We start from the raw sequence: 20,196 nt of genomic DNA on the forward strand, positions 1-20,196 counted from the left end.
ATTTGCGCGCGTCATATAGCGGATGCCCGCTGAAAGGAAACATCAGTGCTCATCGCACAGCGCCCCACCCTCTCTGAAGAGGTCGTGGCCGACAACCGGTCCCGCTTCGTGATCGAACCGCTCGAGCCCGGCTTCGGCTACACCCTCGGCAACTCCCTCCGCCGCACCCTCCTGTCCTCGATCCCCGGTGCCGCCGTGACCAGCATCCGGCTCGACGGGGTGCTCCACGAGTTCTCCACCGTGGAGGGCGTGAAGGAGGACGTCTCCGAGGTCATTCTCAACATCAAGAAGCTCGCCGTCTCCTCGGAGCAGGACGAGCCCGTCGTCGCCTACCTGCGCAAGCAGGGCCCCGGCGTCGTCACCGCCGCGGACATCACGGCCCCGGCCGGTGTGGAGATCCACAACCCGGACCTGCACATCGCGACCCTCAACGCGAAGGGCCAGCTCGAGCTCGAGCTGACCATCGAGCGCGGGCGCGGGTACGTCTCCGCCGCCCAGAACAAGGCCGGGGACGCGGAGATCGGCCGCATCCCGGTCGACTCGATCTACTCGCCCGTCCTGAAGGTGACCTTCCGCGTGGAGGCCACCCGTGTGGAGCAGCGCACCGACTTCGACAAGCTGGTCCTGGACGTGGAGACCAAGGAGGCCATCACCCCGCGTGACGCCGTGGCCTCCGCCGGCACCACCCTGGTCGAGCTGTTCGGTCTCGCCCGGGAGCTCAACACGGCCGCCGAGGGCATCGAGATCGGGCCCTCGCCGACGGACGCCGCGATGGCCGCCGACATGGCGCTGCCCATCGAGGACCTCGAGCTCACCGTGCGGTCCTACAACTGCCTCAAGCGCGAGGGCATCCACACCGTGGGTGAGCTCGTGGGCCGTTCCGAGGCGGACCTGATGGACATCCGCAACTTCGGCGCCAAGTCGATCGACGAGGTCAAGGCCAAGCTCGTCGACCTCGGGCTGTCCCTCAAGGACTCGCCCCCCGGTTTCGACCTCGCCGCTCGCGCCGCCGCGATCGACGACGAGAACCCGTTCGACGACGACGACCACTAGTCCTTCCCGCTGACGTCCCGACGGGTGCCCGCCCGGGCCGGGACACACTTCCAGGAGATCAACAACCATGCCTACTCCCACCAAGGGACCCCGCCTCGGAGGCGGACCCGCGCACGAGCGCCTGATGCTGGCGAACCTGTCGCAGCAGCTGTTCGAGCACAAGCGCATCACCACCACCGTGACCAAGGCGAAGCGGATGCGTCCCTACGCCGAGCGCCTGATCACCTTCGCCAAGCGCGGTGACCTGGCCGCCCGCCGTCGCGTGCTGGCGCAGCTGACCGACAAGTCCGTGGTGCACGAGCTGTTCACCACCATCGCCTCGGCGATGGAGGACCGCAACGGCGGCTACACCCGCATCACCAAGATCGGCAACCGCAAGGGCGACAACGCCCCCATGGCGGTCATCGAGCTCGTGATGGAGCCCGTCGCGACCAAGGCCACCGTGGCCGAGGCCGAGCGCGCCACCGAGAAGGCCGCCCCGGCCCCCGCCGCCCCGGTCGACACCCCGGCGGACTCCACCGCCGGTGAGGTCGCCGCCGAGGAGATCCCCGCCGACGAGCAGGCCCCCGAGGTCGGCTCCGAGCAGGCCGCCGAGGTCGCCGCCGAGAACTCCGACGCCGAGTTCCCCGGTTCGCGCGCCCCGCTCGAGTCCGGCGAGGCTCCCGAGGGCTTCGAGGTCAAGGGCAACAAGAACTCGATGAAGTACCACGTGCCCGGCTCCCGCTGGTACGCGGGCACCACCGCCGAGATCTGGTTCGACTCGCCGGCCAACGCCGAGGCCGCCGGCTTCCAGCCGGCCGGCGGCGCCGCCGCGCAGAAGCTGCGCTGACCGGACGACGCACGGACGGACACCGCGACGCCGCCGGGGACCTGGTCCCCGGCGGCGTCGTCGTGCCCGCCGCACCCCCCACCACCCCCTCCCAGGAGCTGACCATGAGCCCGTCCGATTCCCCCGTGCGCGTGCGGATCGACCTGGCCTACGACGGCGCGCCGTTCGCCGGGTGGGCCCGTCAGCCGGGCCTGCCGACCGTGCAGGGGGCCGTGGAGGACGCCCTCGCCGTGCTGGTCCGCCGGGACGTGCGGGTCGCGGTGGCCGGCCGGACGGACACCGGGGTGCACGCCCGCGGCCAGGTGGCGCACCTGGACCTGGCCCCCGCGGAGTGGACCGGTCTCGCCCGCGGCCGGGACGAAGACCCGGGACGGGCGCTCGAACGCCGCCTCACCGGGGCCCTGGCCCACGTCCTGGGCCGCGGCCGCCGCGCGCAGGGCCTGCCCGAGTGCCCGGGCGCGGTGGTGGTCCGCCGCGCGGGCGCCGCCCCCGCCGGCTTCGACGCCCGCTTCTCCGCCGTCTCCCGGCGCTACAGCTACCGGATCGACGACGGCGCGGCGGGCCGGGACCCGCTGACCCGGCACCTGACGTGGTGGTCGAAGGACGTGCTCGACGTCCCCGTCATGGCCCGGGCGGCGCAGGAGCTGTTGGGGCTGCACGACTTCCTGTCCTTCTGCCGCCCCCGGGAGGGCGCCACGACGGTGCGGGAGGTCCTGGACGTGTCCGTCGAGCGGGACCGGGACGGGCTCGTGCTGCTGGGCATCGAGGCGGACGCCTTCTGCCACCACATGGTCCGCTCGGTCGTGGGCGCGGCCGCCCGCGTGGGCGCGGGCCGCGAGGACCCCGACTGGCTCGGCCGCCGGCTCGCGGAGCGGGTCCGGGACGCCAAGGCGCTGATGGCCCCGCCGCACGCCCTCGTGCTCGAGGAGGTCCGCTATCCCGGGGACGCCGCCCTGGGGGAGCGGGCCGAGCGCACCCGGGCGCGACGCGCCCCGCTCGGCGACCCCGCCCGCGAGGAGCTCCGAGGAGATCCCCGCGACGCTCCCGGGACGCCCCGGCACGGCGGAGCGTGAGCCTCCGCGGGCCCGGGCGCCCGCGGGGAGATTGACCGCCGCACCCTCCGGGTGTATGGCCCGAGTGGTCTTTGGCCGCTCCATCCGGTACCGTGGGGTGCTGTTGTGCGTGTCCCGCCTCGGTTCACGTGTACCCGGATCCGCTGTCCCGTTGCAGGACGCCTGGCGGTCCGGTGCACCGGGGTCTCGGGCACCGGATGCAGCTCGGCCCTCACCCGAGCCCCGGACGGCACACCGAGAAACGGCGTGATCCCAACTAGCGCCACCGAGATAACCCGAACGAAGGCAAACTAACGTGCGTACGTACACCCCGAAGCCCGGTGACATCCAGCGCCAGTGGCACGTCATCGATGCCACCGACGTCGTCCTGGGTCGCCTTGCCAGCCAGACCGCAACGCTGCTGCGCGGAAAGCACAAGCCGACCTTTGCTCCCCACGTGGACGCCGGTGATTTCGTCATCATCATCAACGCCGAGAAGGTGGCCCTGACCGGCTCCAAGCTCGAGAAGAAGCGGGCCTACCGCCACTCCGGCTACCCGGGCGGGCTCAAGTCCAGCTCCTACGCCGAGCTGCTGGAGAAGCACCCGGTCCGCGCCGTGGAGAAGGCCATCCGTGGCATGCTCCCGAAGAACAAGCTGGCCGCCCAGCAGATGTCCAAGCTCAAGGTCTACGCCGGCCCGGAGCACCCCCACGGTGCCCAGCAGCCGCAGACCTTCGAGTTCACCCAGGTCGCCCAGTAACCGGGCCTACGACAGAAACGAGCGAGGAAAATCGTGGCTCAGAATACTGAAGAGCAGAACATCGTGGACGGCGAGGAGCAGCTGAGCAGCTACACCTCCGAGTCCTCCCCCGCGGAGGAGACCGAGGCCGCCGCCGAGCGCCCGGCCCTCACCGTCTCCGGCCAGGCCGTCGGCCGCCGCAAGGAGGCCGTCGCCCGCGTGCGCGTCGTCCCCGGCTCCGGCCAGTGGACCGTCAACGGCCGCACCCTGGAGAACTACTTCCCGAACAAGCTGCACCAGCAGGAGGTCAACGACCCCTTCAAGGTGCTGGAGCTCGAGGGCGCCTACGACGTCATCGCCCGCATCCACGGCGGTGGCCCCTCCGGCCAGGCCGGTGCCCTGCGCCACGGCGTGGCGCGTGCCCTGAACGAGATCGACCTCGAGAACAACCGCCCGACCCTCAAGAAGGCCGGCTTCCTGACCCGCGACCCGCGCGTCATCGAGCGCAAGAAGGCCGGTCTCAAGAAGGCCCGCAAGGCTCCGCAGTACTCGAAGCGCTGATCGGAGGGCCTCCCGGCCCGCCCCAGCGTCACGGACCCCGTCCGACCCGGTGCACACCGGTGTCGGACGGGGTCCCTTCGTTTCTGCCCGCCTGCCGGTGTCCGGGCCGCGGGGAACGTAGGATGGGGGCGATGTCTAGATTATTCGGAACGGACGGCGTGCGCGGGCTCGCGAACGACCTCCTCACAGCCAACATGACCCTGGACCTGGCCCAGGCCGCCGCGATCGTGCTCGGCCACGGCCACGCACGCGAGGGGCGGCGCCCCACGGCGGTCGTCGCCCGGGACGGGCGGGCCAGCGGGGAGTTCCTCAGCGCCGCCGTGACCGCGGGTCTCGCCGGCTCGGGCGTGGACGTCCACGACGCCGGGGTCCTGCCGACCCCCGCGCTGGCCTACCTGGTGGCGGACCTCGACGCCGACTTCGGCGTGATGATCTCCGCCTCGCACAACCCGGCCCCCGACAACGGGATCAAGTTCCTGGCCCACGGCGGGCGGAAGCTCCCGGACCGGGTGGAGGACGAGATCCAGCAGGTCTTCGAGTCCGGCGACTTCCGGCGCCCCACCGGCGCCGGGGTCGGGCGCATCCACCTGCTCACGGACGCCGAGGACCGCTACGTCCTGCACCTGGTGGGGGCCATCCCGCACCGGCTCGAGGGGATGCGCGTGGTCCTGGACTGCGCCAACGGCGCCGCCAGCGGGGTCTCGCCGGACGCCTTCCGCGGCGCGGGCGCCGAGGTGCACGTCATCGGCGCGGAGCCCGACGGCCTGAACATCAACGACGGCTGCGGCTCGACCCACCTGGAGCCCCTCCAGCGGGCCGTCGTCGAGCTCGGGGCCGACCTCGGGATCGCCCACGACGGCGACGCCGACCGCTGCCTCGCCGTGGACGCCACCGGCCGCGAGGTCGACGGGGACCAGATCATGGCGATCCTCGCCCTGGCGCTCAAGGACGCGGGCCGGCTCGTCGAGGACACGCTCGTGGCCACCGTGATGAGCAACCTCGGCCTCAAGCTGGCCCTGCGGGACGCGGGCATCGACGTTCGGGAGACCGCCGTGGGGGACCGCTACGTCCTCGAGACGATGACCGAGCACGGGTACAACCTGGGCGGCGAGCAGTCCGGCCACGTGATCATGTCCGACTACGCCACCACCGGCGACGGGCTGCTGACCGGGCTGATGCTGGCCTCGCGCGTGGCCCAGACCCGCGCACCGCTCGCGGAGCTGGCCCGCGTGATGACGCGGCTGCCGCAGGTGCTGCTCAACGTGCGCGGGGTGGACCGCACCGCGGTGGGCTCCAACCCCGGGGTGCAGGCGGCCGTCGCGGAGGTCGAGCAGCGCCTCGGCGAGACGGGCCGCGTGCTGCTGCGCCCCTCGGGGACCGAGCCGGTGGTCCGCGTGATGGTCGAGGCGGCCTCCGAGGAGATCGCCCGGGCCGAGACGGAGTTCCTCGCGTCCGTCGTGGAGCGCGAGCTGGCCCTCACCGTCTGAGCCGGTCCCGCCGGGCGCCGGAGGCCCGCACCGTGCGCACGGTGCGGGCCTCCGGCGTCCGGCGGGACCGGCGGGACCGGGATCAGGTGCGTCGGCGCAGGGCGTCGCGGATCTCGGTGAGCAGCTGCACCTGAGCGTCGGCCTCCTCCTGGGTGGGATCGATGCCGAGCCGGCGGTTGCGGGCCTCGATCATCTTGTTCATCGGCAGCACGATGGCGAAGTACACGGCGGCGGCCACGAGCAGGAAGTTGACGAGCGCGGTGAGCAGCACGCCGAACCTGATGTCGTTGCCGTTGACGGTGAGCACCGCGAACGAGTCGAAGTTGGGCGAGCCGACCAGCGCGGAGATGAGCGGCATGAGCACCGCCTCGACCATGGCGTTGACGACCTGGGCGAACGCCGCGCCGATGATCACGGCGACGGCCAGGTCGAGCACGTTGCCCTTCATGATGAATTCCCGGAATCCCTTGAGCATGGCCACAGACTAGCCGGGCGCGGGTGGTCCGTAGTCCGGGGCCGGCGGCAGGCCGGAGAACTCCTCGAGCGTCGCGGCGCCCGAGCACGCGAGCTCCTGGGCCCGCTCCGTCCCGAGGTAGCGCAGGTGCCACGGCTCGTACCAGTAGCCGGTGGTGCCGTGCTCGCCCCAGGGGTAGCGGACCACGAAGCCGTGCTCCGGCCCGTGCTCGGCCACCCACGCGGCGGTGGCCGTCCCGTCGAAGCACACGCGCAGGTCGCACCCGGAGCCCTCGCCGACGTCCACCGCCAGCCCGGTCTGGTGCTCCGAGTGACCCGGGCGGGCGGACGCCGTGTCGGCGGCCTCCGGGCCCTTCTGCGCCACCCACCCGGCGTACGTGCGGGACTGCTCGGTGAAGGAGCGGTAGCCCGACACGATCCGGACCGGCACGCCGTCCGCCCGGGCCGCGGCCAGCAGCGTGCGCGCCGCGGCGGCCGCCTCGGGGCGCAGCAGGTGCCCCTCGAGGTCCTCGAGGGCGGCGGGTGCCCAGTCCTGCGGGTCCAGGGGCCGACGCTTGTTGACCACCACGGCGAGCGAGGCGGGGTCGTCCAGCTCCGGACGCGGTCCCGGCCCCCGGCCGGTGGTGGGCGCCGGTGCCGGCGACGCCGTGCCGGAGGCGGACGCCGGCCCGGACGGGGACGCCGGAGCCGGCACGGACGCAGGACCGGACCCGGGCGGGGCGGGCGCGGCCGGTGCCGCGGTGGTGCCGGAGGGTTCCGGCGGGGCCGGGGGAGCGGCCCCGGGATCAGGTGCGCACCCGGCCACGAGCACCGCGGCGGTGAGCAGGAGGGCGCCGGCGCGCAGGGCGTCCATCAGTTCTTGCGCAGCAGCACGCGCCGGATCGAGTGGTCGGAGTCCTTGGAGAGGATCAGCCGGGCGCGGCCGCGCGTCGGCTGCACGTTCTCGATCAGGTTGGGCTCGTTGATCCGCCGCCAGATGCCGGTGGCGGTGGCCACGGCCTTCTCGTCGGAGAGGTCGGCGTAGCGGTGGAAGTAGGAGCCGGGGTCGGCGAACGCGGAGGAGCGCAGGGCCTGGAACCGCTCCACGTACCAGCGCTCGATGTCCGCGGGCCGGGCGTCCACGTAGATCGAGAAGTCGAAGAAGTCGCTCAGGGCGAGGGCGGCCCGGTCCCCGGGGCCCACCTTGGCGGGGGCGAGCACGTTGAGCCCCTCGATGATGACCACGTCCGGGCGGGTCACCACGACCTCCTCGCCGGGCAGGATGTCGTAGCTGTGGTGCGAGTACTTGGGCGCCCGCACCTCGGGGGCGCCCGACTTGATCTTGGCGACGAAGCGCAGCAGGGCGCGGCGGTCGTAGGACTCCGGGAAGCCCTTGCGGTCCATGAGCCCGCGGCGCTGCAGCTCGGCGTTGGGGTACAGGAACCCGTCCGTGGTGATGAGCTGCACGTGGGGGGTGGACGGCCACCGGGACAGCAGCTCGCGCAGGAGGCGGGCCGTGGTGGACTTGCCGGCGGCCACGGAGCCGGCGATGCCGATCACGAACGGGGTCCGGGCGTGCTCCTCGCCGAGGAACGCGTTGGTCGAGGCGTTGAGCCGGTTCGACGACTCGTCGTAGAGGGTCAGCAGCCGCGAGATGGGGAGGTACACCTCGCGGACCTCCGCGACGTCGAGCCGGTCGCCGAGGCCGCGCAGGTTCTCGATCTCCCGAGAGGTGAGGGGAACGTCGATCTCGTGGGAGAGTCTCGACCAGGTCTGCCGGTCGAGCTCCACGAAGGGCGAGGCGCGTTCGCTCAGCGTAGATGCGGTCATCGACCACAGTCTAGACCGCACCCCGGCGCCCGAGGTGTACCGGAGACAGGCCCCGTACCCGGGTGTAGATTTGGTCTCGATCCGGTATTCGCCGTGAGAGAACTCACAGCAGTGCACGGCGCGTGCGCTCCGCCGGTGGAGGACCACCCCGCTCGAGAGTCAGGACAGGACCATGGCGACGGCAACGACCTCAGAGACCACAGCACCGGCGGGAGGGCGGTCGACGGCGGCCCGCGCGCACGTGCAGCGCTTCGGCACGTTCCTCTCGGGGATGATCATGCCCAACATCGGGGCGTTCATCGCCTGGGGGCTGATCACCGCGTTCTTCATCGAGGCGGGCTTCACCCCCTTCGGCCCGCTGGGCGGGTTCGGCGAGAACGCCGAGGGCGAGCCGTACACGGGCCTGGTCGGCCCGATGATCACCTACCTGCTGCCGCTGCTGATCGCCTACACGGGCGGGCGGATGGTCTACGACGTCCGCGGCGGCGTGGTCGGGGCGATCGCGACGATGGGCGTGATCGTGGGCACCGACATCCCCATGTTCATCGGGGCGATGCTCATGGGCCCGCTGACCGCGTGGGTGATGAAGAAGGTCGACGCCATCTGGGACGGGAAGATCAAGCCCGGCTTCGAGATGCTCGTGAACAACTTCTCCGCCGGCATCCTGGCCGCGGCCATGGCCATCTTCGGCTTCTTCCTGATCGGCCCCGCCGTGCTGGCCTTCTCCAACGCGGCCGCCTCGGCGGTGGACTTCCTGGTCACCCGGGGGCTGCTGCCGCTGACCTCGATCCTCATCGAGCCCGCGAAGGTGCTGTTCCTCAACAACGCGATCAACCACGGCATCCTCACCCCCCTGGGCACCGCCCAGGCCCTGGAGGAGGGCAAGTCGATCCTCTTCCTGCTCGAGGCCAACCCCGGCCCCGGTCTGGGCATCCTGCTGGCCTACACGGTCTTCGGCCGCGGCGCCGCGCGCGCCTCGGCCCCCGGCGCGGCCCTGATCCACTTCGTGGGCGGCATCCACGAGATCTACTTCCCGTACGTGCTGATGAAGCCGGCGCTGATCCTGGCGGCGATCGCGGGAGGCATGACGGGCATCTTCACGCTGACCCTCTTCGACGCGGGCCTGCGCGCCCCGGCCGCCCCGGGCTCGATCATCGCGATCTTCGCCCAGGCCACCACCGACAGCTACGTGGGCGTGGCCCTCGCGGTGACGGCCGCGACCGCCGTGTCCTTCTTCGTGGCCTCGATCATCCTCAAGGCCTCCAAGGACAAGGGCGAGGGAGACCTCACCGAGGCCACCTCCCGGATGGAGGGGATGAAGGGCAAGAAGAGCTCCGTGTCCTCCGCGATCGTCGGCACCAGCGGCGGCGCGGACACCGGCGGGACCCCCGCCCGTGAGCTGGCCGACGGCGGACCGGTGCAGCGCATCGTGTTCGCGTGCGACGCCGGCATGGGCTCCTCCGCGATGGGCGCCTCCGTGCTGCGGAACAAGGTCAAGGCGGCCGGGTTCGCCGACGTCAAGGTCACCAACGCGGCGATCGCCAACCTCACCGACGACTTCGACATCGTGGTCACCCACCAGGACCTGGCCACGCGGGCCCGGCCGAAGGTGCCCAGCGCCGCGGTGGTGACCGTCGACAACTTCATGGGCAGCCCCCGCTACGACGAGATCGTCGAGGCCGTGCAGCAGCGCAACGGCGCCGCCGTCCCGGCGGGCGGCGGCGCGGCGGCGGCCACGGCCGGCGGCGGGGGAGCGGCCTCCGGCGGCGACACCGTGGCCGCGGACCCGGGCGAGGGCGCCGGGACGTCCGGGGACGCCACCATCCTCACCAGGGACCGGATCGTCATGGACGGCGGCGCGCGCAACGCCGCGCAGGCCATCGACGAGGCCGGCGGCCTGCTGGTGGCGGCCGGTGCCGTGACCGACGCGTACGTGGCCTCCATGCACGAGCGCGAGGAGTCGGTGTCCACCTTCATGGGCAACGGCCTGGCCATCCCGCACGGCACCAACCAGGCGAAGGACAGCATCCGCTCCTCGGCCCTGTCGGTCGTGCGCTACCCCGAGGGCCTGGACTGGAACGGCAAGCCCGTCACCTGGGTGATCGGCATCGCCGGCAAGGACAACGAGCACCTCGCGATCCTCTCCCGGGTCGCGAAGATCTTCGGCAACAAGGAGAAGGTGCGCCAGCTGGACGAGGCGAGGACCGCCGACGAAGTGCTCGACCTGCTGGGGAAGGTGAACGACTGATGAAGTGCGTCCACTTCGGGGCGGGCAACATCGGCCGCGGCTTCGTCGGCCTGCTCATGCACCGCTCGGGCTACGAGGTCGTGTTCGCCGACGTGGCGGCCCCGCTGATCGACGCGCTGGCGTCGACCCCCAGCTACACCGTGCACGAGGTCGGCGCCGGCTCCCGCGACACGGTCGTCGAGGGGTACCGGGCGCTCAACTCGGCGGACGACCCGGAGTCCGTGGTCGCCGAGATCGCCACGGCGGACGTGGTCACCACGGCCGTGGGCGCGCACATCCTCAAGTTCGTGGCGCCGCTCGTGGCGCGCGGCATCGCCGCGCGCCCGGACGGCGCATCCCCCGTGGCGGTCATGGCGTGCGAGAACGCCCTGTCCGCCACGGACCTGCTCGCCGAGGCCGTCCGCGCCGAGTACGGCGGCGAGGACCTCGACCGCCGGGCGGTGTTCGCCAACACCGCCGTCGACCGGATCGTGCCCCAGCAGGACGGCGGCGGGCTCGACGTGGTCGTGGAGCAGTTCCACGAGTGGGTCATCGACCGCACCCCGTTCGCGGGGGGCGAGCCGGCCATCGAGGGGGCGACCTACGTCGACGACCTCGTGCCCTACATCGAGCGCAAGCTGTTCACGGTCAACACCGGCCACGCCGCGTGCGCGTACTTCGGCTACCGGGCCGGCCGGCACCGCATCGCGGAGGCGATCGCCGACCCCGGGATCCGGGAGCGGGTCGCGGCAGCGCTCGCGGAGACGCAGGCGCTGCTCGTGGCGAAGCACGGGTTCGACGAGCAGGAGCACGGACGCTACGTCGCGAAGATCCTCGACCGCTTCGCCAACGAGCACCTCCCCGACACCGTGGAGCGCGTGGGCCGCGCCCCGCTGCGCAAGCTCGGCCGGCACGAGCGGTTCGTGGGCCCGGCGGCCGAGCTGGCCGAACGGGGCCTGGGCACCGACGGGCTGCAGGCGGCCGTGGGGGCCGCCCTGCGCTTCGACCCGGCCGACGACCCGGAGGCCGTCCGGCTGGGCGAGCTCCTCGACACGCTGGAGCCGGCCGACGCCGTCCGGGAGATCACGGGGCTGGACGCCGGGCACCCGCTCTTCCCGCCGCTCGAGGCGCTGGTGGCCGACGCCGTCCGGGAGCGCCGGGGCTGACCGAGCCCCACGGAAGGGCCCACAGGCGGGACGGGCCGTGTCCCCAGAAGAGGCGAGAACACGGCCCGGCCCGCCGGGTCCGGTGCGCCCGGCCGGGCGAGATCCATGCGGTACTGTGAAGCGCATGTGTGGAATTGTTGGATATGTGGGCCCCTCCTCCCAGCGCTCGGACGTGCCCGGCACCGGCTCCGGGCACGACGCCCTGGACGTCCTCGTCGAGGGCCTCCGGCGCCTCGAGTACCGCGGCTACGACTCCGCGGGCGTGGCCGTCGTCGCGGACGGCACCGTCGGCTTCCGCAAGAAGGCCGGCAAGCTGCTCAACCTCGAGCAGGAGCTGCGCGACAGCCCGCTGCCCCGCTCCACCACCGGCATCGGGCACACCCGCTGGGCCACCCACGGCGGACCGTCGGACGTCAACGCCCACCCGCACGTCGTCGACGGCGGCCGGCTCGCCGTGATCCACAACGGCATCATCGAGAACTTCGCCGAGCTCAAGCGCGAGCTGATCGAGAAGGGCCACGAGTTCCGCTCGGAGACCGACACCGAGGTCGCCGCCGTGCTCCTGGCCGACACCTACAACGACCTCGGCGACCAGGACCTGACCGCGGCCATGCAGGTCGCCTGCCGCCGGCTCGAGGGCGCGTTCACGCTCCTCGCCGTGCACGTGGACCACCCCGGCCGCGTGGTCGCCGCCCGCCGCAACTCGCCGCTGGTGCTCGGGCTGGGCGAGGGCGAGAACTTCCTCGGCTCCGACGTCTCCGGGTTCATCGACTACACCCGCAGCGCCGTGGAGCTGGGGCAGGACCAGGTCGTGTCCATCACGGCCGACGACTACGAGATCACCGACTTCCACGGCAACCACGCGGACGGCAAGCCCTTCCAGGTGCTGTGGGACGCGGCCGCCGCCGAGAAGGGCGGCTTCCCGTCCTTCATGGAGAAGGAGATCAACGAGCAGCCCGCCGCCGTGGAGCAGACCCTCATGGGCCGCACCGATCCGGACGGGAACCTGGTCCTCGACGAGCTCAGGATCGACGAGGCGGTGCTCCGCGCCGTGGACAAGATCGTCGTCGTGGCCTGCGGCACCGCCGCCTACGCGGGGCAGGTCGCCCGGTACGCGATCGAGCACTGGTGCCGGATCCCCACCGAGGTCGAGCTCGCCCACGAGTTCCGCTACCGGGACCCGATCGTCAACGAGCGGACCCTGGTGGTCGCCCTGTCCCAGTCCGGCGAGACCATGGACACCCTCATGGCGGTCCGGCACGCCCAGGAGCAGGGGGCCAAGGTCGTGGCGATCTGCAACACCAACGGCTCCACGATCCCGCGCGAGGCCGACGCCGCGCTCTACACGCACGCCGGACCCGAGATCGCCGTCGCCTCGACCAAGGCGTTCCTGGCCCAGATCACCGCCGCCTACCTCCTGGGCCTCTACCTGGCCCAGCTGCGCGGCAACAAGTACAAGGACGAGATCGGGGAGATCCTCGCCGAGCTGGAGGCCATGCCGGCCAAGATCCAGCAGGTCATCGACGCGCAGGCAGCGGTCAAGGATCTCGCGCAGTCCATGAAGGACGCCTCGTCCGTGCTCTTCCTGGGCCGCCACGTCGGCTTCCCGGTGGCCCTCGAGGGCGCGCTCAAGCTCAAGGAGATCGCCTACATCCACGCCGAGGGCTTCGCCGCCGGCGAGCTCAAGCACGGGCCGATCGCCCTCATCGAGGAGGGCCAGCCGGTGTTCGTCATCGTCCCCTCCCCGCGCGGACGGGACTCGCTGCACGCGAAGGTGGTCTCCAACATCCAGGAGATCCGTGCCCGCGGGGCCGTGACCATCGTCATCGCGGAGGAGGGGGACGAGGCCGTCGCCGACTACGCGAACCACATCTTCCGCGTGCCGCAGTCCCCGGTGCTGCTCCAGCCGCTGCTGACCACGGTCCCGCTGCAGATCTTCGCGTGCGAGCTGGCCACGGCGAAGGGCTACGACGTCGACCAGCCCCGCAACCTCGCGAAGTCCGTCACCGTCGAGTAGTCCGCGCCCGCCGCTGCGCCGGCCCGCCGCCCCGGTTCCTCCCGGGCGGCGGGCCGGCGGTCGTTAGGCTGGGGACCATGATCATCGGCACCGGCATCGACGTGGTGGACATCGCCCGCTTCGAGGAGCAGATCGCCCGCACCCCCGGCCTCGTGGCCCGGCTGTTCACCCCGCTCGAGCGGGATCTGCACGTGCGCTCGCTCGCCGCGCGCTTCGCCGCCAAGGAGGCGGCGGCGAAGGCGCTCAAGGCGCCGCCCGGGATGATCTGGCAGCACTGCTGGATCGAGAAGGACCCCTCCGGTGCCCCGCTGCTGTGCACCGAGGGAACGGTGGCGGAGGAGGCGCGCCGGCAGGGCATCGACCGGTGGCACCTCACCATGACGCACGACGGCGGGATCGCCATGGCCATGGTCATCGCCGAGCGCACCGGGGACGGGGCGCAGGCGTGATCGCCGCCTGGACCGGGGCGCAGGTGCGCGCGGCCGAGACGCCCTTCCTCGAGCGCGGGGAGGGCCCCGCGCTGATGCGGCGCGCCGCCCACGGCCTGGCCCTCGTCGGCGCGCAGCGCCTGCGCGGGCGCCGGGGGCGGGTCGCCGGAGCGCGCGTGGTCGTGCTCGCCGGCACCGGCAACAACGGCGGGGACGGGCTGTGGGCGGGGGCGGAGCTGGCGAGCCGCGGCGCCTCCGTGCTCGCCGTGGCGCTCGGCGACCGGCTGCACCCCGAGGGCGGGGCCGCCCTCGAGGCCGCGGGGGGACGGGTGCTGCGCGCCGGGGACGGCGGGCCCGCCCTCGAGGAGGCGGCCGAGCAGGTGCTCCGCGCCGACCTCGTGCTCGACGCCGTGCTGGGCACCGGCGCCCGGGGCGGGCTGCGCGGGCCGGCGGCGGAGCTCGTCCGCGCGGTCCTGGACCGGTGGCCCCCGGAGGGGGCCCCCGCGGTCGTGGCGTGCGACGTCCCCTCGGGCGTCTCGGCGGACACGGGTGCGGTGGCCGGGCCGGTCCTGGCCGCGGACGTCACCGTGACGTTCGGCGGGGCCAAGGCCGGGCTGTTCCTGCCGCCGGGGGACCGGTGGTGCGGCGAGGTGCGGACCGTGCCCCTCGGGATCGAGCACGCCCTGCCCGCCCCCGCGCTGCGGCGCCTGGAGCCCGACGACGTCGCGGCGCTGTGGCCGCGGCCGGGGGCGGCCTCGCACAAGTACTCCCGGGGCGTGGTGGGCGTCGTGGCCGGCTCCCCGACCTACCCCGGGGCGGCGCTGATGTGCACGCGCGCCGCCGTGGACGCCGGCGCCGGCATGGTCCGCCACCTCGGCGACGCCGCCACCCGCTCCCTGGTGTGCCTGACCAGCCCCGAGGTGGTCGCCTCCGAGGACCACCCCGACGACGTCCACGTCCAGGCGTGGGTCGTGGGCCCCGGCGCGGTGGGCGACGCGGCCCAGGAGTCCCGGATCGGCGCCGTGCTCGCGGGCCCGATCCCCGCCGTCGTCGACGCCGGCGCCCTCGACGCGGCGGCCCGGGCGGCCGCCGACGGCGCCCTCGGCCCCGGCAAGGTCCTCACCCCGCACGCCGGGGAGCTCGAGCAGGTGCTCGCCTGGCTCGCCGCCCTCGGCGGCGGCGGGCAGGCGCCGGACCGGGCGGCGATCGAGGCCGAGCCCGCCCGGTGGGCGCGCGCGGCCGCGGAGGCGACCGGCGCCGTCGTCGTCCTCAAGGGCGCCACCACCCTGGTGGCGTCCCCCGACGGGACGCTGTTCTCCCAGGCCGACGGCAGCCCGTGGCTGGCGACCGCCGGCAGCGGGGACACCCTCGCGGGCATCATGGGCGCAGCGCTCGCCGGCAGCGCCGAGGACCCGGACGCGTTCGCCGCCGCGGGGGACTGGGCCCGCGGGGACACCCGCCGCGCGGTGGCCGCCGCCCTCGCCGTGGCCGTGCACGGCTACGCCTCCCGGCTGGAGGGCCTCGGCCCCGTGCCCCCCACGGCGCTGTCCGCGAACGTGCGCACGGTCCTGCGCCGGGACCGCTGAGCCGGCGGTCCCGGCCCCGGCGGACCGCCCCGGGGACACGGGCGCCTCCGGTCCGGGCTAAGATCGATGCCACTTGCCCCAACACCCAGCCCGCTGACGGTGACCCCTGCCCGGCGGTACGACAGGAGATCCCCCATGGAAGTCTGGCCAGGTCAGCCCTATCCCCTCGGAGCCACCTTCGACGGGACCGGCACGAACTTCGCCCTCTTCAGCGAGGGCGCCGAGAAGGTCGAGCTGTGCTTGTTCGACGAGCTCGGCACCGAGACCCGCATCGACGTCGCGGCCCAGGACAGCTACGTCTGGCACTGCTACCTCCCGACCGTCCAGCCCGGGCAGCGCTACGGCTACCGCGTGCACGGACCGTGGAACCCCGCCGAGGGCCAGCGCTTCAACTCCGCCAAGCTGCTGCTCGACCCCTACGCCAAGGCCGTCTCCGGCCAGATCGACTGGGACCAGGCGCTGTTCTCCTACGACTTCGGCGACGAGGACTCGTTCAACGACGAGGACTCCGCCCCCCACATGATGATGGGCGTGGTGATCAACCCGTTCTTCAACTGGGAGGGCGACCGCACCCCCCGCACGCCGTACCACAAGTCCGTGATCTACGAGGCCCACGTCAAGGGCCTCACCCAGCAGCACCCCGAGGTGCCGGAGGACCAGCGCGGCACCTACGCCGGCGTGGCCCACCCCGCGGTGATCGCGCACCTGAAAAAGCTCGGCGTCACCGCCATCGAGCTCATGCCCGTGCACCAGTTCGTGCAGGACAGCACCCTGCTCGACCAGGGGCTGCGCAACTACTGGGGCTACAACACCATCGGGTTCTTCGCCCCGCACAACGAGTACCACTCCACCAACGACCTCGGCGGCCAGGTCCAGGAGTTCAAGGCCATGGTGCGCGCCCTGCACCAGGCCGACATCGAGGTGATCCTCGACGTGGTGTACAACCACACGGCCGAGGGCAACCACATGGGCCCCACGCTGTCCATGAAGGGCATCGACAACCAGGCCTACTACCGGACGGTGGAGGGCGACCAGAAGTTCTACATGGACTACACGGGCACCGGCAACACCCTCAACGTCCGCCACCCCCACTCGCTGCAGCTCATCATGGACTCCCTGCGCTACTGGGTGACCGAGATGCACGTGGACGGCTTCCGCTTCGACCTCGCCTCCGCCCTGGCCCGCGAGTTCTACGACGTGGACAAGCTGGCCACCTTCTTCGAGCTCGTCCAGCAGGACCCGGTCGTGTCCCAGGTGAAGCTCATCGCCGAGCCGTGGGACGTGGGCCCCGGCGGCTACCAGGTGGGCAACTTCCCGCCCCAGTGGACGGAGTGGAACGGGAAGTACCGGGACACCGTGCGCGACTTCTGGCGCGGGGAGCCCGCGACCCTCGGCGAGTTCGCCTCCCGGATCACCGGCTCGGCGGACCTCTACGAGCACAGCGGCCGCCGGCCGTTCGCCTCGATCAACTTCGTCACCGCCCATGACGGCTTCACGCTGCGGGACCTGGTCTCCTACAACGAGAAGCACAACGAGGCCAACGGCGAGGGCAACAACGACGGCGAGTCCCACAACCGCTCCTGGAACTGCGGCGTGGAGGGCCCCACCGACGACCCCGAGGTGCTGGCCCTGCGCTCCCGCCAGCAGCGCAACTACCTCGCGACGCTGCTGCTGTCCCAGGGCACGCCCATGGTGCTGCACGGCGACGAGCTGGGCCGCACGCAGGACGGCAACAACAACACGTACTGCCAGGACAACGAGCTGTCGTGGATCAACTGGGACACCATGGACGGCCCGCTCACCGAGTTCGTCGCCGCCGTGACCCACCTGCGCCACGACCACCCGTCCTTCCGGCGCTCGGAGTTCTTCGACGGCCGTCCCGTCGAGATGGACGCGGACGACACCGGCCGCCCGATGCCCGACATCGCGTGGCTGACCACGGACGGCGCGCCGCTGAAGCCCGCCGACTGGGACGAGCCCCTGTCCCGGTCCTTCGGGATGTGGCTCAACGGCAACGGCATCGCCGGCGTGGACATGCGCGGGCGGCCCATCACGGACGTGAACTTCATCGTGTACTTCAACTCCAACCCGGAGCCCGTGAAGGTCAAGCTCCCGCCGGTGCGCTACGGCCGGCAGTGGGAGGAGGTCATCGACACCGCGGGCAAGTACGCCGACGGCCAGATCCGCAAGGCCCGCACCTCGATCACCCTGGACGGCAAGTCCATGGTCGTGCTGCGCGCCTACGAGGCCCCCGAGGAGGAGCCCGACGCGTCGGTCGCCGCCTCCGTGGCCGCGTACGCGAAGACGCCGCAGGACCAGTGAGCTGACGGCCCCAGCAGGCTGTCGACCCGGACACGGGTCGACAGCCTGCTGGCGTTTCCGGGGCCGGGCCGACAGACTGGTGCGGTGCGCACACCTATCTCGACCTACCGACTCCAGATCACCTCCGACCTGACGCTCGACCGCGCCGCGGGGCTCGTGGACTACCTCCACGACCTCGGCGCGGACTGGGTCTACCTGTCGCCGATCCTCCGGGCCGTCGACGGCTCCGACCACGGCTACGACGTCGCGTCCCCCGCCGAGGTGGACCCCGTCCGGGGCGGCGCCGCCGGGCTCAAGGCGCTCGCCGACGCCGCCCACGCCCGCGGCATGGGCGTGCTGGTGGACATCGTCCCCAACCATCAGGGCGTCGCCGCCCCGGAGCAGAACCCCTGGTGGTGGTCGCTGCTCGCGCAGGGCCAGGCCTCGCCGTACGCGAAGGCCTTCGACGTCGAGTGGGCGTCCGGCGGCGGCCGGGTGCTGATCCCCGTGCTGGGCGACGGCGACGACGAGCTCGCGCAGCTGCGGGTCGAGGACGGCACGCTGCGCTACTACGACAACGTCTACCCGCTGGCCGAGGGCACCTGGGCGGAGGGCGACGACCCGCAGGACGTCCACGACCGGCAGCACTACGAGCTGGTGAACTGGCGCCGCGGCGACGCCGAGCTCAACTACCGCCGGTTCTTCACCGTCGCCACGCTCGCGGGCGTGCGCGTCGAGGACCCGGAGGTCTTCGAGGAGTCCCACGCGGAGATCAAGCGGTGGATCGACGAGGGCCTCGTCGACGGCCTGCGCATCGACCACCCCGACGGGCTGCGCGACCCGCGGCAGTACCTCGAGCAGCTGAAGGAGCTCACGGGCGGCGCCTACGTCGTCGTCGAGAAGATCCTCGAGCCCGGCGAGCGGCTGCCCCGCGACTGGGCCACCGCGGGCACCACCGGCTACGACGCCCTCGGCGTGATCGACCGGCTGCTCACCGACCCGGCCGGGGAGTACGCGCTCACCAGCCTGGACGCCCGGCTGCGGGGCGGGGAGCCCGTGCACTGGGACGAGATGATCCACGGCACCAAGCGCGCCATGGCCGACGGCGCGCTGCTGGCCGAGGTCCGGCGCCTCGCCCGCCTCGTGCCCGGGGACGCCGGCCTGGACCGGGCCGTCGCCGAGGACGCCCTGGCGGAGATCCTCGCGAACTTCCCCGTCTACCGCAGCTACCTGCCCGAGGGCGCCGAGCACCTGTGGGCTGCCCTCGACGCCGCCCGGGAGCAGCGCCCGGACCTCGCCGGCGCGATCGGGACCCTGGGCGGGCTGCTCGGGGTCGACGCCACGGACGAGGCCGGGCTCGGGGAGCTCGCCCGCCGCTTCCAGCAGACCTCCGGGATGGTGATGGCCAAGGGCGTCGAGGACACCGCGTTCTACCGCTTCCCCCGCCTGACCTCGCTGACCGAGGTGGGCGGCGACCCGTCGCACTTCGCCGTGACCCCCGAGGAGGCGCACGCCGAGCTCGCCCGCCGGGCCGCCGAGGAGCCCCTCGCGATGACGACGCTGTCCACGCACGACACCAAGCGCTCCGAGGCGGTGCGGGCACGGATCACCGTGCTCGCCGAGGCGGGGGAGCAGTGGGCCGGCGTGGTCGGCACCGTCAAGAAGCTCGCCGAGCAGGCCGGGGCCCTCGTGGGCGACGGCCCGCTCGTGAATCTCGTGCTCCAGGCCGTGGTGGGCGCCTGGCCCATCTCGCAGGAGCGCGTGCTGGACTACGCCCTCAAGGCCGCTCGCGAGGCCGGCAACTCCACCGCCTGGGTCGACGGGGACGCCGGGTTCGAGCAGCGGCTCACCCGGTTCGTCGAGCTCGTCCACCACGACCCGCAGATGCGGGCCGTCGTCGAGGGCTTCGCCGAGCACGTCACCGCGGCCGGCTGGGCGAACGGGCTCGCCGCCAAGCTCGTCCAGCTCACGATGCCCGGCGTCCCGGACGTCTACCAGGGCTCCGAGCTGTGGGCGGAGTCCCTCGTGGACCCGGACAACCGCCGTCCCGTCGACTTCGGGGCCCGGGCCGCCGGGCTCGCCCGGCTGGACACCCCCGTGGGCGGCACCGCCGACGGGATCCCCGCCGTGGGACCGGACGGCGCGGCCAAGCTGCTCGTCACCAGCCGCGCCCTGCGGCTGCGCCGGGACCATCCCGAGCTGTTCACCGGCTACACCCCGCTGACCGCGTCCGGCCCGCTGGCCGGGCACGTGTTCGCGTTCGACCGCGGCGGCGCCGTGACCGTGGCCACCCGCCTGCCCCTCGGCCTCGCCGCCGCGGGCGGCTTCGACGGCGAGACCCTCGAGCTGCCCGCGGGCGGGTTCGAGGACCTGCTGACCCGCCGCACGCACTCGGGCACCGTGGCGCTGTCCCGGCTGCTCGCCGACTACCCCGTGGCGCTGCTGCGCCGGAAGGACTCCTGAGCCC

16 protein-coding genes are annotated in these 20,196 nt (G+C 72.8%); 13 read left to right on the top strand and 3 right to left on the bottom strand.

The window, feature by feature from the left end; genetic code table 11:
- The first annotated feature begins 45 nt into the window (after positions 1 to 45).
- The 6 genes from H488_RS27220 to glmM all read left to right on the top strand — a co-directional run bounded on the left by H488_RS27220 (position 46) and on the right by glmM (position 5,721).
- Positions 46 to 1,053 carry a DNA-directed RNA polymerase subunit alpha gene (locus tag H488_RS27220; protein WP_017833323.1) on the top strand — a complete coding sequence of 336 codons (1,008 nt, stop codon included), beginning with the start codon at positions 46 to 48 and terminating at the stop codon, positions 1,051 to 1,053.
- Between the two features lie 67 nt (positions 1,054 to 1,120).
- Positions 1,121 to 1,882 (top strand): 50S ribosomal protein L17, sunset domain variant, encoded by a 762-nt coding sequence (rplQ, locus tag H488_RS27225; protein WP_031282955.1) that lies wholly within the window; start codon positions 1,121 to 1,123, stop codon positions 1,880 to 1,882.
- Positions 1,883 to 1,986: 104 nt separating this feature from the next.
- Positions 1,987 to 2,955, top strand: coding sequence for a tRNA pseudouridine synthase A (locus tag H488_RS27230; RefSeq protein ID WP_017833325.1), 969 nt, complete (start codon positions 1,987 to 1,989; stop codon positions 2,953 to 2,955).
- A 295-nt stretch (positions 2,956 to 3,250) separates the two neighbouring features.
- The gene (gene rplM / locus H488_RS27235; RefSeq protein WP_017833326.1) at positions 3,251 to 3,694 is read left to right on the top strand and encodes a 50S ribosomal protein L13; all 444 of its coding nucleotides are present in this window, start codon (positions 3,251 to 3,253) and stop codon (positions 3,692 to 3,694) included.
- Between the two features lie 33 nt (positions 3,695 to 3,727).
- The gene (rpsI, locus tag H488_RS27240; RefSeq protein ID WP_031282957.1) at positions 3,728 to 4,234 is read left to right on the top strand and encodes a 30S ribosomal protein S9; all 507 of its coding nucleotides are present in this window, start codon (positions 3,728 to 3,730) and stop codon (positions 4,232 to 4,234) included.
- Positions 4,235 to 4,365: 131 nt separating this feature from the next.
- The gene (glmM, locus tag H488_RS27245) at positions 4,366 to 5,721 is read left to right on the top strand and encodes a phosphoglucosamine mutase (RefSeq protein ID WP_031282958.1); all 1,356 of its coding nucleotides are present in this window, start codon (positions 4,366 to 4,368) and stop codon (positions 5,719 to 5,721) included.
- Positions 5,722 to 5,803: 82 nt separating this feature from the next.
- Here glmM and mscL read toward each other — a convergent pair whose 3' ends face one another.
- From mscL to coaA, 3 genes are read right to left on the bottom strand one after another with little or no spacing between them, the layout of a single operon-like run.
- On the bottom strand, positions 5,804 to 6,196 hold the full coding sequence (mscL, locus tag H488_RS27250; protein ID WP_031282960.1) for a large conductance mechanosensitive channel protein MscL: 393 nt from the start codon (positions 6,194 to 6,196) through the stop codon (positions 5,804 to 5,806).
- Positions 6,197 to 6,205: 9 nt separating this feature from the next.
- Positions 6,206 to 7,048 (bottom strand): M15 family metallopeptidase, encoded by an 843-nt coding sequence (locus H488_RS27255; RefSeq protein ID WP_017833330.1) that lies wholly within the window; start codon positions 7,046 to 7,048, stop codon positions 6,206 to 6,208.
- Positions 7,048 to 8,004, bottom strand: a complete 957-nt coding sequence (gene coaA / locus H488_RS27260; RefSeq protein WP_031282962.1) for a type I pantothenate kinase — start codon at positions 8,002 to 8,004, stop codon at positions 7,048 to 7,050. The genes H488_RS27255 and coaA overlap by 1 nt, the downstream gene beginning before the upstream one ends.
- Positions 8,005 to 8,176: 172 nt before the next feature.
- On the opposite strand from coaA, the gene H488_RS27265 reads away from it, so the two are divergent.
- The 7 genes from H488_RS27265 to treY all read left to right on the top strand — a co-directional run bounded on the left by H488_RS27265 (position 8,177) and on the right by treY (position 20,192).
- On the top strand, positions 8,177 to 10,252 hold the full coding sequence (locus H488_RS27265) for a PTS mannitol transporter subunit IICBA (RefSeq protein WP_031282963.1): 2,076 nt from the start codon (positions 8,177 to 8,179) through the stop codon (positions 10,250 to 10,252).
- On the top strand, positions 10,252 to 11,397 hold the full coding sequence (locus H488_RS27270) for a mannitol-1-phosphate 5-dehydrogenase (protein ID WP_017833333.1): 1,146 nt from the start codon (positions 10,252 to 10,254) through the stop codon (positions 11,395 to 11,397). Before H488_RS27265 ends, H488_RS27270 begins: the two co-directional genes overlap by 1 nt.
- Positions 11,398 to 11,521: 124 nt before the next feature.
- Positions 11,522 to 13,414 (top strand): glutamine--fructose-6-phosphate transaminase (isomerizing), encoded by a 1,893-nt coding sequence (glmS, locus tag H488_RS27275; protein ID WP_031282964.1) that lies wholly within the window; start codon positions 11,522 to 11,524, stop codon positions 13,412 to 13,414.
- Between the two features lie 77 nt (positions 13,415 to 13,491).
- A complete protein-coding gene (locus H488_RS27280; RefSeq protein ID WP_017833335.1) occupies positions 13,492 to 13,863 on the top strand; it encodes a holo-ACP synthase in 372 nt (123 codons plus the stop codon).
- Positions 13,860 to 15,428: an NAD(P)H-hydrate epimerase gene (locus H488_RS27285; protein ID WP_017833336.1), complete on the top strand. Its 1,569-nt coding sequence runs from the start codon at positions 13,860 to 13,862 to the stop codon at positions 15,426 to 15,428. Before H488_RS27280 ends, H488_RS27285 begins: the two co-directional genes overlap by 4 nt.
- A 135-nt stretch (positions 15,429 to 15,563) precedes the next feature.
- Positions 15,564 to 17,750, top strand: coding sequence for a glycogen debranching protein GlgX (gene glgX, locus H488_RS27290; RefSeq protein WP_017833337.1), 2,187 nt, complete (start codon positions 15,564 to 15,566; stop codon positions 17,748 to 17,750).
- Between the two features lie 84 nt (positions 17,751 to 17,834).
- A complete protein-coding gene (gene treY, locus H488_RS27295) occupies positions 17,835 to 20,192 on the top strand; it encodes a malto-oligosyltrehalose synthase (protein ID WP_017833338.1) in 2,358 nt (785 codons plus the stop codon).
- Positions 20,193 to 20,196: the final 4 nt, after the last annotated feature.

This window comes from Kocuria sp. UCD-OTCP, assembly GCF_000349605.1.
Classification (GTDB): Bacteria; Actinomycetota; Actinomycetes; order Actinomycetales; family Micrococcaceae; genus Kocuria; species Kocuria rosea.

Bases quoted from the DNA above. Each gene is read 5' to 3' on its own strand.
- rplQ (WP_031282955.1), top strand. From the start codon at position 1,121: ATGCCTACTCCCACCAAGGGACCCCGCCTCGGAGGCGGACCCGCGCAC.
- H488_RS27230 (WP_017833325.1), top strand. From the start codon at position 1,987: ATGAGCCCGTCCGATTCCCCCGTGCGCGTGCGGATCGACCTGGCCTAC.
- glmM (WP_031282958.1), top strand. From the start codon at position 4,366: ATGTCTAGATTATTCGGAACGGACGGCGTGCGCGGGCTCGCGAACGAC.
- mscL (WP_031282960.1), bottom strand. From the start codon at position 6,196: ATGCTCAAGGGATTCCGGGAATTCATCATGAAGGGCAACGTGCTCGAC.
- H488_RS27255 (WP_017833330.1), bottom strand. From the start codon at position 7,048: ATGGACGCCCTGCGCGCCGGCGCCCTCCTGCTCACCGCCGCGGTGCTC.
- coaA (WP_031282962.1), bottom strand. From the start codon at position 8,004: ATGACCGCATCTACGCTGAGCGAACGCGCCTCGCCCTTCGTGGAGCTC.
- H488_RS27265 (WP_031282963.1), top strand. From the start codon at position 8,177: ATGGCGACGGCAACGACCTCAGAGACCACAGCACCGGCGGGAGGGCGG.
- H488_RS27270 (WP_017833333.1), top strand. From the start codon at position 10,252: ATGAAGTGCGTCCACTTCGGGGCGGGCAACATCGGCCGCGGCTTCGTC.
- glmS (WP_031282964.1), top strand. From the start codon at position 11,522: ATGTGTGGAATTGTTGGATATGTGGGCCCCTCCTCCCAGCGCTCGGAC.
- H488_RS27280 (WP_017833335.1), top strand. From the start codon at position 13,492: ATGATCATCGGCACCGGCATCGACGTGGTGGACATCGCCCGCTTCGAG.
- glgX (WP_017833337.1), top strand. From the start codon at position 15,564: ATGGAAGTCTGGCCAGGTCAGCCCTATCCCCTCGGAGCCACCTTCGAC.